The sequence below is a fragment of the Curtobacterium sp. 9128 genome (assembly GCF_007673775.1).
Lineage (GTDB): Bacteria > Actinomycetota > Actinomycetes > Actinomycetales > Microbacteriaceae > Curtobacterium.
On the sequence record NZ_VEAF01000003.1, the window covers coordinates 255,666 to 266,464 of the forward strand.

Consider the following 10,799-nt stretch of genomic DNA (forward strand, 5'->3'; position numbering starts at 1 on the left):
TCTCGCACGGCGTCGATCTGCACGCAGGGACGTGCGACCGTCAGATGCGCTCCGTAGGGAAACGACGGAGCGTGGCGGCGACGTTACGTGATTTTCGTTGCGCCCATACAACTCTTTCGTGATTGTCCCCCGTTCTGGGGACTCTCCCTCGTGACATCGTCCGGAACCCGCATCATGGGCGTCGTTCGATAGGGTGGGGTGGACCACCGGCCCGACGGTCGCGTGAGGTCCTCCGCCAACGTGAGGAGAACCAGATGCCCGCAGCAGTCATCATCGGCGCCCAGTGGGGCGACGAGGGCAAGGGGAAGGCCACCGACCTCCTCGGCAGCCGCATCGACTACGTCGTCAAGTTCAACGGCGGCAACAACGCGGGGCACACGGTCGTCGTCGGCGGCGAGAAGTACGCGCTCCACCTGCTGCCCTCCGGCATCCTGACGCCCGGCGTCACCCCGGTCATCGGCAACGGCGTCGTCGTCGACCTCGAGGTGCTGTTCCAGGAGCTCGACGCGTTGAAGGCCCGCGGCGTCGACGTCTCGAAGCTCCGCGTCTCGGCGAACGCCCACATCATCACGCACTACCACCGCACGATCGACAAGGTGACCGAGCGCTTCCTCGGCAAGCGCCAGATCGGCACCACCGGCCGTGGCATCGGTCCGTCGTACGCGGACAAGATCAACCGTGTCGGCATCCGGATCCAGGACATCTTCGACGAGAACATCCTGCGCCAGAAGGTCGAAGCCGCGCTCGACCAGAAGAACCACCTGCTCGTGAAGGTCTTCAACCGACGCGCGATCGACGTGGACGAGGTCGTCGAGTCGCTGCTGTCCTTCGCGGACCGCCTGCGCCCGATGGTCGCCGACACCGCGCTCGAGATCCACCGTGCGCTCGAGCGTGGCGAGACCGTGCTGTTCGAGGCCGGTCAGGCGACCATGCTCGACGTCGACCACGGCACGTACCCGTTCGTGACGTCCTCGTCGGCGACGGCCGGTGGCGCGGCGACCGGTTCGGGCATCGGCCCGGGCAAGCTGCAGCGCATCATCGGCATCGTCAAGGCGTACACGACCCGCGTCGGCGCCGGCCCGTTCCCGACCGAGCTGTTCGACGAGTCGGGGGAGTTCCTCCGCGCGAACGGCTTCGAGTTCGGCACGACGACCGGGCGCCCGCGGCGATGCGGCTGGTACGACGCCCCCATCGCCCGCTACACGGCGCGCATCAACGGCGTGACCGACTTCGTGCTCACCAAGCTGGACGTGCTGACCGGGCTCGAGACGATCCCGGTCTGCGTGGCGTACGAGGTGGACGGGGAGCGCGTGGACGAGGTCCCGGTGTCGCAGTCGGACTTCCACCACGCCAAGCCGATCTACCAGGAGTTCCCGGGCTGGACCGAGGACATCACCGGTGTCCGGACGTTCGAGGACCTGCCGGCGAACGCGCAGGACTACGTGCTGGCGGTCGAGGCGATGTCCGGCGCCCGCATCTCCGCGATCGGCGTCGGACCCGGCCGTGACGCCATCGTCGTGCGACACGACCTGCTGGAGTCCTGAGTATGCGGGTCCTGTTCGTCTGCAGCGGCAACATCTGTCGGTCGCCGCTCGGCGAGCAGCTCCTCCGCAGCATGCTCGGCGCGGACCCGGTGTCCGCCGACGCGTTCGTCATCGAGTCGGCGGGCACCATCGCGCAGGACGACATGGCGATGGACGCCACCGCCGCGGCGCAGTCGACGCGCCTCGGCGGTGACCCGTCGGCGCACCGGTCGCGCTACCTGACGGAGTCGATCGCCGCCGGTGCGGACCTGGTGCTCACCGCCGAGCGCGCGCACCGCGCGGACGTCGTGCGGCTCGCCCCGCGCGCCGCCAAGCGGGCGTTCACGGTCAAGCAGTTCGCGCGGGTGCTCGACGGCCTCGAACCGTCGGACCTGGCGGATGTGCGGTCGCCCCAGGAGCTCGTCGAGCGGGTCGCCCGACTCCGCGGCACCGTGCCGCCGCCGGCCGACCCCGCGGACGACGACGTGGACGACCCGTACCGCCGCTCGGAGGCGACGCACGTCCGCGTCGCCGACGAGCTGGACCGGGCACTCCGGACCATCGCTGACGCCCTGCGCGCGGTCGCGTAGCAGGACCTGCGTCTCACGCCGGTCGCGGCGGTGCGAGCAGTGTGCCCCGGATGACGGAACCGTGGAAGGTGCGGACCGCGACCGTGCCCCACGCTGCCACCAGGCCCGCGTCGTAGACGACCGCGAGGACGGACACGACGGTGAGGCCGGAGTGCAGCGCGAGTCCGTTCAGGCCGGTGACGCAGGTGCCGACGGGGAACGTGAACGACCACCACGTCAGGCTGAACGGCAGGTGCTGCCGGACGGTGCGGGCGGTGACGGCGAGGGCGATGATGGTCCAGAGCAGCGCGAAGCCGAGCATCCCGAACCCGTAGACCAACCCCACGATCAGGAGCGCGTGCGCGGTGCTCGCGTCGACGACGGTGGGCGCGTTCGACGCCAGCAGGTTCACCGCGGTGATTGACTGTCCGACCGGGCCGAGGACAATCCACAGCGTCGGCACCATGCCGGGTGCGCCGACCCTGTGCTGGACGAGCCGGTTCCAGATGAGGGTGATCACGACCAGGGACGCGATGAGGCTGAGACCGAAGAAGCCGTAACAGGCCCACAGCAGCGTCGCCCGCGCCTGACCAGCGGGCGCGTAGGGCACCAGGAGCGCTCCGGTCGAGGCCGAGACCATCGGGGGGACGATCGGCATGAGCCACCCACCGAACGCGGAGTCGGGCGCGTTCTCGTGCCGGGTGAACGCAAGGTACGGCACCAGGGCCGCTGTGAGCAGTCCGCCGACTGTCCCGATCGTCCAGAGCACCCAGTCGACGGTCACCGCGGCGGGCAGCCCGATCCAGTCCTTGCCCAGCAGGAGCGTTCCGGCGCCGACCGTGAGGAACGCCATCGGCGGGGCGCCGTAGAAGTGCGACGCCACCGGGTGCAGGTGGTGGCGCGCGGCGATCTCGCGGTACCGCACCCAGTGCAGTCCGGTCGCGATGGTGAGCGCGACCAGCAGGACCGCAGCGATCGCCCAGACGACCGTCGCGCCGGTGCGCAGCGCCGGGAACTGCAGCGGCAGGGACGCGGCAGCGACGGCGACGATCCCGGTGCCCATGATCGACGCGAACCAGTTCGGGGTCAGGTTCGAAACGATCTCCCCCGGCCCCTCGAGCTCCCGGAACAGCCGTCTCGGTGAGCGCGCGGCTCGCTGCGGTGATTCGAGCGTGATGTCGACTGCCATGCGCCCAGCCTGATCACGGTCGTCCGCGCCCGGAACAGCGGTCGCGTTGTCGGGGCACAATGAGTCCTTGTGGCGACGCGGCGGCTGACGGACCGGACCCTGGACCTCGACACCCTCGAGGTGCTCGAACGCATCGCGGAAGCGGGCTCCCTCTCCCGCGCGGCGGACACGCTCGGTGTCACGCAGCAGGCTGTCTCAGCACGACTCGCCGTGGCGGAGCGGGCGCTCGGGCAACCGCTGGTGTCCCGTTCCGCGACCGGCTCCACGATGACGGAGACGGGACGGCTGCTGCTGAGCCTGGCAGGTCCGGTGCTCGACGCCTCACGTCGTCTCGAAGCGGCCCTGGTGGCGTTGCAGCGCCCGGTCGGGACGCTCGTCGTCGCCGCGTCCCAGACGATCGCCGAGCTGTTGCTCCCGGGCTGGCTGCTGCGGTTCCCGGAACGTGAGCCCGACGTGACCGTCCGGCTCATCGCCGGGAACTCAGCCGCCGTCACCGACCTCGTCCGTTCCGGTACCGCCCACGTCGGGTTCGTCGAGACGCCGATGGACCTCGTGGGACTGTCGTGGAGCGTCGTCGCAGAGGACGAGCTGGTCGTGGTCGTCGCGCCGGACCATGCATGGAGCAGGGTGACCGACATCAGCGCCGACGAGCTCGCTGCGACGCCGCTGCTGCTGCGGGAGGCAGGATCCGGGACGAGGGCGACGCTCGAGGAGTGGCTCCGACGGACCGGGGCGACGCTCGCGACACCGGCTGCGGTCCTCGAGACGACCGGGATCGTCCGTGCGAACGCCTGTGCCGGGATCGCGCCGGCGGTGATGAGTATCTGCACCGTCCACGCCGACCTGGCCTCCGGGGCGCTCGTCCGGGTCGCGCTCGACGGGCCGCCGCTCCACCGTCCGCTCCGTGCGATCTGGACCGGGGACCTGCAGGGACACGCGGCGACGCTGGTGGACGTCGCCCGTACGGGCCCCCATCCGCCGGCCGGGGCCGTCGACGGCGCGGCGCGGCGGTGACGTCGGGGCGGATGCTGCGCGTCGACTCACCCACGTCCGGGCACCGTTGACCGTGAGCGCCGTCGACGCACCGGGAGAGCGACCGTGAACGGCGTCCCAGACGCTCGCGTGTTCCGGCCCGTGCGGCGCCGTCGGGGACGACGCCGTCGAGCCCGGTCGGGGTCCCCGTGCTGGTCGCGTCCGGACCCCGTGCCCGTCTCGGCCGGGTGGCGGCCGGCGTCTTCGGAACGAGCGACCTGCCGTTCCCGGTGCTCGGGGTCACCGGCACGAACGGCACGACCTCGACCGTGCACCTGCTCGTCGGGAGCGTCAGCAGTTCATCGAGATCGCCGACGCGGTCCTGTCCAACAGCCCGCGTGTCACCGCCCCCCGTCGGGTCCCAGACCTTCCCGGCTCCAGCTGTCGAGCAACCGTTCGTAGATCTCGGTCGCCTCGCTGATCCGCGCCGTCGAGCACCACTCGTTCGCCGTGTGCGGTTGCGACGGGTCGCCGGGGCCGACGATGTACGCGCCGGCAGATCGTGGTGCGAGAACCGCCGCATCGGTGAAGTAGCTGGTGCCGGAAGGGTGTCCAGCTCGTCCGGTGGTGTCGGTGACGATCGAGGCGACCGCTGCGGACAGCGCCGATCCCGGATCGGTCCAGACCGGGCCGAGGCGGAGGAGTTCGTCGACCGTGTCGACCGCCGGCTGGTCACGCAGACGGGCGATGAGTGGTTCGAGATCCGTCCCGGGCGGGATGCGGAGGTCCACCATGGCCGATGCCGTGGCGGGAACGATGTTGATCTGCTGTCCCCCCGCGATCATGCCGAGGTTGCTCGTGGTGGTCCCGAGTACCGGGTGCGGCTCACGGGGGAGCAGGCGCTCGAGTTCCCCGAGCGCGCCGACGAGCGCGGTGATGGCGTTCACGCCACGTTCCGGCGTCGAGCCGTGAGCCGCCCTGCCGATCGTCGCGATCTCCAGCCAGGTCACCCCGCGGTGACCGTACCGGATGTCGTTGCCCGTCGACTCGGCCACGATGAGGATCGATCCGTCCGGGAGGTGACGCTCGATCTGCCGGGCGCCGGTGCAGCCGGTCTCCTCCCCGGTGGTGATGACGAGGTCGAAGCCCTTCCCGTTCGGGGTCCGCATCGCATGACGGGTGGCGGCAGCGCAGAGCGCCGCGATGCCGCCCTTCATGTCACTCGAGCCGCGGCCGATGAGACGGTCACCGGCCCTCGTCGCGGCGAGGGGGTCGGTGGCCCACTGTCCGCGGTCGAAGGCCACGGTGTCGATGTGCCCGCTGAGGACGAGGCGCCCTCCGCCGTTGAACCGCGCGACCAGGTTCCCGGCGACGGGCTCGTCGACGACGAACCCGTGGGGTTCGAGCACTCCGCGGAGCACGGCGGACGACGCACCTTCCCCGCCGTGCACCGTGTCGATCGCGATGAGCCGTGTGGCGAGTTCGACGGGGTCGAGGTTCATGCGTCCGCGGTGGTGTGCGACGGGTGCCCGTGCCCGGTCGTGTACGTCTCGGGCCGGCGGTCCAGCACGGGGTCGTTGTTGTCGTTCCAGGTACGGCTGGCCCGGATGGCCGCCACGTCGACGTCCGCGGTCAGCACGGCGGTGCCGTCCTCGGCGGCGGGACCTGCGAGCGGCCAGCCGGTGTGGCTGACGATGAGGCTCTGTCCGATGAACTTCTGTCCCCGTTCAGTCCCGGTACGGTCCGCCGCTGCCACGACGAGGCCGTTCGAGTGTGCGCTGGCCATCGACAGGATGGTGGCCATCGCCTGCTGCCCCTCGGCCTGGCCCGGGATCGGCACCCAGTTGGTCGGGACGCAGACGATGTCGGCCCCCTGGAGAACGAGGCTGCGGTAACTCTCGGGGAACCAGCCGTCATAGCAGACGAGCATGCCGACGCGACCCAGGTGGGTGTCGGCCACCGGGAAGCCCAGGTCGCCGGGAGTGAACCAGCGGGCTTCCGCGTCCCAGAGGTGCACCTTCCGGTACTTGGCGATCACGCCGCCGGGGCCGACCATGACCGCGGTGTTGAAGTAGCGGCCGTCGTCCTCCTCGGTGAGGCCAGCGACCACGTGGACACCCAGCCGTGCGGCGGCGGCGGTCCATGCGAGCGAGGCAGGTCCTTCCCCGACGACCTCGGCGAGGTCTGCGAGTTCGGTCTCGGAGGAGAACATGTACCCCGAGTTGCACAGCTCCGGGAGCACGACCAGTTCCGCGCCCTGTGCGGCGGCCTCCGAGATCAGCCGGACGGTCGCAGCGATGTTGCCGGCGACGTCCCCGAAGACGGGTTCGAACTGCAGGACGGCGATGCGGGCCATGATCTGTCCTCTCGTACGGGTTCAGTGGTTCGGTTGCGCGATGGTGAGGTTCGCCGTCGCCGCGGGTTCGTCGGCGGCAGTGCGGTAGCGTCGGCGCCTCGGCGCGATGCTCGTCCGGCGCCATGGGGTGATGGACAGCTCCCAGGCTGCGATGACGAGGAACGCGATCAGGCCGACGGCCGCGAGGACGACGACGGCAGCGAACACGCCAGGTGTGTCGAACCGCGACTGGTGGATCGACAGGTACACCCCGAGGCCCCCCGTGGTGGAGGCGGTCGACTCGCCGAGCACGGCACCGGTGACGGAGAACGTCGCGGACATCTTCAACGCGGAGAACAACGGCGTGTACGTGGCGGGGAGCCGGACGAGTCGGAACGTGCGCCATCTGCTCGCACCCATGGCACGGGCGAGGTTGACGGCGTCGACGTCCACCGACCGGAGACCGTCGAGGACGTTGACCAGGACGGGGAAGAACACGATGAGTCCGACGATGAAGAGCTTCGGAGCGAGCCCGAAGCCGAGCCAGATGACCAGCGCCGCGCCGATCGCGACGACCGGGATCGCCTGCGTCACGATGAGCACGGGGTACAGGAAGCGGTAGAGCAGCAGCGACTGCGACATCACGACTGCGAGCAGGAACCCGACGACCGTCCCGATCACGAAGCCGAGCACGAACGACTGGGCTGTGACCAGGACGTCCGACCAGATCGTCGGCCAATCGCCGGCCAGGGACGCGAACGTCTGCGCCGGCGTCGGCAACACGAACTCTGGGATCCGGAACGCCAAGACGACGCCCCACCAGATGACGACGATCCCGACGATCGACGCGATCGGGATGAGCAGGTCCACCCACCAACGGCGGCTGATCGTGGTGTCCATCAGGCGGTCTCCAATGCCGGTGCGCCGTAGATCAAGCTGAGGATGCGCCGTTTCAGCGCCATGAACCGCGGGTCCGTGAGGTCGTCGAGTGTCCGCGGTCGCGGCAGGTCGACGTCGATCACCTCCGTGATCCGGCCCGGTCGGGGGGACATGACGACGACACGATCGGCGAGGAACACCGCTTCCTCGACGTCGTGGGTCACGAAGAGGATCGTGCTGCCGAGCTCCGTCCACACGCGGAGGAGCCACTGCTGCATCTCGAACCGTGTCTGGCTGTCGAGCGCACCGAAGGGTTCGTCGAGGAGCATGACGTCCTTCGCGAACGCGAGGGTCCGCATCAGCGCCACGCGCTGGCGCATCCCGCCGCTCATGGCGTGCGGGAAGTGGTCGAGGAAGTCGCCCAGGCCGTAGCGCTCGGCCATGGCCGCGGCTTCGTCGCGGTCCTCCTTGGTCACCTTCCCGGTCAGCGCTGCACCGAGGGTGATGTTCTCCAGCGCTGTCCGCCAGGGCAGCAGCAGGTCCTTCTGGAGCATGTAGCCGACGTGTCCCGGTCGCCCGGTGACGTCGCGGCCGTCGATGCTCGCGCTCCCGGCGGTCGGTCGGAGGATCCCGGAGAGGATGTTGAAGAGGGTGCTCTTGCCGCATCCCGACGGCCCGACGACCGACACGAACTCTCCCGCCTGGACGGTCAACGAGGTCTGGGACAGCGCCACGTTCCCGCCGAACCGCTGTTCGATGTCGCGGAGCTCGATCTTGCTCGGGGCGGTCATGCGATCACCGTGCAGCGCTCGTCGCCGAACCAGATGACGTCCTCACGCTTGACGCCGTACAGATGATTGCCGATGAAGGGCTCCACTGCCCACGCTCCTGTCATGACGGTCTCGTTGTGCCGGTCGATGTAGCCCTCGTCGTAGGAGGACGCGTGCCCCAGCGAGTGCCCGATGTTCTGCAGTCGGTCGAGCAGCACCATCCCGGTCGGTGGCAGCAGGCGATCGAACACGGCGAACAGGTCACAGGCGCGCATCCCGGGCTGCGCTGCGGCGAGCAGCTCCGCGTGCAGCGTCTCGAGCGCGGAGAGCGCGCGCTGCTGCGGCACGTTGTCGCCACGGATGAAGGACCGGGTGCAGTCCCCGAACCATCCGTCGGTCGTGGTCGGGTGGACGTCGACCATCCCGAGGTCGAGGTTCCAGAGCGGCCGAGCGGACGGTACATCGGTCGGGAAGCAGCTGAGCGTGCCGGCTCCGAACCCGACGACCGTCGGGGTCCAGACACCGACACTGCCGAGCTCGGTCATGAGCGCGTCTGCCCGGTCGCGGACCTCGATCTCGGTCTGGCCGGCCTCCGTCGTGTCGCTGATGCGTTCCGCCGCCTGGATCGCGATGCGTTGCGCCCGGACGAGACCGTCAGGCGGCCCTGCTCCGACGGCCCGGTTCACGAAGCCTCACGCCCCGGCGCGACGGCGAGCCACTCGACGAGGCCCCGCATGAGGTCGCTGTACCCCGGCCACTCCAGGAACTCGGTCGGGACCCAGTGCGGGCCCATGTCGGTCCCGAGCGCGGCGCTCCTGCCGCGACCCACACGGCCGAGGACAGCGAGCGGGTGGCCTTCGATCTCAGCGACGACCGTGGCATCGGCCTTCGCAGAGAACCGGTGGTAGCCGAGCAACGGGGGCCACGGTCCCTCGGCGACGGGGAAGGGCGCTTCCGACGTCAGCGAACCGATGGCGCCGTGCGGAGCCTCGACGCGGTCGTCGCCGATCTCGAGTTCGACGGGGAGGGCTGCCGCGAGCGGGCTCCCGCGGTAGTTCGCCTTCGCTTCGATGCCCTGGAAGCTGAGGTACCCGCCGACCATGAGCAGCGCACCGCCGGCATCGACCCAGTCGGCGAGCACCTGCAGGCGGTTCGGCCGGCGGATGCCGTGCAGGAACACGCTGCTCGGGAGCAGGAGCGTGTTGGCGCCGATGTCGCTGAGGACGACCACGTCGTAGTGGTCCAGTTCCGTCGCCGTGTACGGGAAGCGATCTGCCGCGATGTGGTTCGGCTGGTACTCGACCTGGTGGCCGGCATGCTCGAGCACCGCGATGAAGTGTTCGGCCCCTTCTTCGTAGACCGAGGTCGTGAACGAGTCGAATCCCTTCGTGTGGACCGACGTCGTGGTCCAGGACTCGCCGGCGAGGAGGACGCGACTCATCGGTTCGTCACCGCGCTGTTCGTGAAGTAGGACGACGCGGATCCGGTGGTCTTGATGACGCCGTACTCCTTGGCCGCCGCGGCGATCTCCTTCCACTGCGCCTCGGACTGCTCGAGGTCGGACGCGGTGATCTGCTTCCCGGTCTCGCCGAGCAGGGGAGCGGTGTCAGCCCACTGCAGTGTCGAGAATGCCTTCGTCTCTGCGTCCGGGTACGCCTTGAGGAACATGGCGACGGCCTGCTTCGGGTGTGACCGGGCCCAGTTCATGCCCTTGATGGTGGCCGTTATGAAGCCCTTGGCGAGCTTCGGGTTCTTCGCGAGCCAGTCCTTGTTGGCGGCGAGCGAGAACACCGGGGCGTCCGGCGCGCCGTTGTCCTTGGCGAGCGCCACACTGTACTTCTTGCCCAGCGAGGTCAGCTCGCTGCCCTCCGCGTTCGTCACTCCGGTGATCGCCGCCACCTTGCCCTGCACCAGGAGCGGGACGGTGTCGTCGGTCGCGGTGACGAGGGTGACGTCGTCGAGCTTCAGGCCAGCGTGCGCGAGCATGATCTGCAGTTGCGCTTCCGACCAGGAATCGGTGTAGGTGCCGATCTTCTTCCCCTTCAACGACGCGGGATCGACGGGCTCGGGCGTGGAGGACATGAGGCCCCAGTTGTTGCCGCTGCCGTACCGCGCGATCGACGTGACAGGGACACCCTTGGAGGCACTGGTCACCACGTCGACGGAGGTCGCGAACGCGAGGTCCGCGCGCCCGGTGCCGAGGTACTGCATCGTCGCGGAGGTGTTCGGCGGAGCCATGATGTCGAGGTCGATGCCCTCGGCCTTGTAGTACCCCTGCTGCTTCGCGACGATCCACGGGATCCAGAAGCTGTCTCCGGTCGGCCACTCCTGGATCATCTTCACCGTCGTCGTCCCCGACGGGGCGGATGCACTCGAAGTCGCTGTGCAGCCCGCGAGTGCGAGTGCACTGGCGGCCGCGATGGCCAGAGCGGTGATGGCTCGATGCCGGAGGCTCGGGATGACGGACATGTGTTCTCCATCGGGTTGGTGGAACAACGGCGTGCACCGGCGGTGGACGTGTCTTCACGGTAAACGATTACCAAGACGAACGCGAGAGCCTTC

Annotated in this window: 11 protein-coding genes; 3 read left to right on the top strand and 8 right to left on the bottom strand. The window is 69.5% G+C overall.

Features of this window, described 5'->3' with window-relative positions; genetic code table 11:
* Nucleotides 1-254: 254 nt before the first annotated feature.
* Together FS641_RS07455 and FS641_RS07460 are read left to right on the top strand one after the other, a co-directional pair.
* Nucleotides 255-1,544 carry an adenylosuccinate synthase gene (locus FS641_RS07455; RefSeq protein WP_144762201.1) on the top strand — a complete coding sequence of 430 codons (1,290 nt, stop codon included), beginning with the start codon at nucleotides 255-257 and terminating at the stop codon, nucleotides 1,542-1,544.
* Nucleotides 1,545-1,546: 2 nt separating this feature from the next.
* Nucleotides 1,547-2,113: a low molecular weight phosphatase family protein gene (locus FS641_RS07460; protein WP_144762204.1), complete on the top strand. Its 567-nt coding sequence runs from the start codon at nucleotides 1,547-1,549 to the stop codon at nucleotides 2,111-2,113.
* 13 nt (nucleotides 2,114-2,126) lie between these two features.
* On the opposite strand, the gene FS641_RS07465 is transcribed toward FS641_RS07460, so the two are convergent.
* Nucleotides 2,127-3,281, bottom strand: a complete 1,155-nt coding sequence (locus FS641_RS07465; RefSeq protein ID WP_144762208.1) for a TDT family transporter — start codon at nucleotides 3,279-3,281, stop codon at nucleotides 2,127-2,129.
* A gap of 69 nt (nucleotides 3,282-3,350) precedes the next feature.
* Here FS641_RS07465 and FS641_RS07470 point away from each other — a divergent pair, with 69 nt between their 5' ends.
* Nucleotides 3,351-4,295 carry a LysR family transcriptional regulator gene (locus FS641_RS07470; protein WP_144762211.1) on the top strand — a complete coding sequence of 315 codons (945 nt, stop codon included), beginning with the start codon at nucleotides 3,351-3,353 and terminating at the stop codon, nucleotides 4,293-4,295.
* Nucleotides 4,296-4,654: 359 nt separating this feature from the next.
* Here FS641_RS07470 and FS641_RS07475 read toward each other — a convergent pair whose 3' ends face one another.
* Genes FS641_RS07475 through FS641_RS07505 form a run of 7 tightly spaced genes read right to left on the bottom strand, consistent with a single transcriptional unit; the run spans nucleotide 4,655 to nucleotide 10,706 of the window.
* A complete protein-coding gene (locus FS641_RS07475; protein ID WP_144762214.1) occupies nucleotides 4,655-5,755 on the bottom strand; it encodes a M20 family metallopeptidase in 1,101 nt (366 codons plus the stop codon).
* Nucleotides 5,752-6,609, bottom strand: coding sequence for a nitrilase family protein (locus FS641_RS07480; RefSeq protein WP_144762217.1), 858 nt, complete (start codon nucleotides 6,607-6,609; stop codon nucleotides 5,752-5,754). Before FS641_RS07480 ends, FS641_RS07475 begins: the two co-directional genes overlap by 4 nt.
* A gap of 21 nt (nucleotides 6,610-6,630) precedes the next feature.
* Nucleotides 6,631-7,488, bottom strand: coding sequence for an ABC transporter permease (locus FS641_RS07485; RefSeq protein ID WP_144762220.1), 858 nt, complete (start codon nucleotides 7,486-7,488; stop codon nucleotides 6,631-6,633).
* Nucleotides 7,488-8,258: an ABC transporter ATP-binding protein gene (locus FS641_RS07490; RefSeq protein ID WP_144762223.1), complete on the bottom strand. Its 771-nt coding sequence runs from the start codon at nucleotides 8,256-8,258 to the stop codon at nucleotides 7,488-7,490. Before FS641_RS07490 ends, FS641_RS07485 begins: the two co-directional genes overlap by 1 nt.
* A complete protein-coding gene (locus FS641_RS07495) occupies nucleotides 8,255-8,923 on the bottom strand; it encodes a M24 family metallopeptidase (RefSeq protein WP_144762226.1) in 669 nt (222 codons plus the stop codon). The genes FS641_RS07490 and FS641_RS07495 overlap by 4 nt, the downstream gene beginning before the upstream one ends.
* Nucleotides 8,920-9,678, bottom strand: coding sequence for a glutamine amidotransferase (locus tag FS641_RS07500; protein WP_144762229.1), 759 nt, complete (start codon nucleotides 9,676-9,678; stop codon nucleotides 8,920-8,922). The genes FS641_RS07495 and FS641_RS07500 overlap by 4 nt, the downstream gene beginning before the upstream one ends.
* Nucleotides 9,675-10,706, bottom strand: coding sequence for an ABC transporter substrate-binding protein (locus FS641_RS07505; protein WP_222122062.1), 1,032 nt, complete (start codon nucleotides 10,704-10,706; stop codon nucleotides 9,675-9,677). The genes FS641_RS07500 and FS641_RS07505 overlap by 4 nt, the downstream gene beginning before the upstream one ends.
* Between the last annotated feature and the right edge of the window lie 93 nt (nucleotides 10,707-10,799).

Bases quoted from the DNA above. Each gene is read 5' to 3' on its own strand.
- FS641_RS07455 (WP_144762201.1), top strand. From the start codon at position 255: ATGCCCGCAGCAGTCATCATCGGCGCCCAGTGGGGCGACGAGGGCAAG.
- FS641_RS07460 (WP_144762204.1), top strand. From the start codon at position 1,547: ATGCGGGTCCTGTTCGTCTGCAGCGGCAACATCTGTCGGTCGCCGCTC.
- FS641_RS07465 (WP_144762208.1), bottom strand. From the start codon at position 3,281: ATGGCAGTCGACATCACGCTCGAATCACCGCAGCGAGCCGCGCGCTCA.
- FS641_RS07475 (WP_144762214.1), bottom strand. From the start codon at position 5,755: ATGAACCTCGACCCCGTCGAACTCGCCACACGGCTCATCGCGATCGAC.
- FS641_RS07480 (WP_144762217.1), bottom strand. From the start codon at position 6,609: ATGGCCCGCATCGCCGTCCTGCAGTTCGAACCCGTCTTCGGGGACGTC.
- FS641_RS07485 (WP_144762220.1), bottom strand. From the start codon at position 7,488: ATGGACACCACGATCAGCCGCCGTTGGTGGGTGGACCTGCTCATCCCG.
- FS641_RS07490 (WP_144762223.1), bottom strand. From the start codon at position 8,258: ATGACCGCCCCGAGCAAGATCGAGCTCCGCGACATCGAACAGCGGTTC.
- FS641_RS07500 (WP_144762229.1), bottom strand. From the start codon at position 9,678: ATGAGTCGCGTCCTCCTCGCCGGCGAGTCCTGGACCACGACGTCGGTC.
- FS641_RS07505 (WP_222122062.1), bottom strand. From the start codon at position 10,706: ATGTCCGTCATCCCGAGCCTCCGGCATCGAGCCATCACCGCTCTGGCC.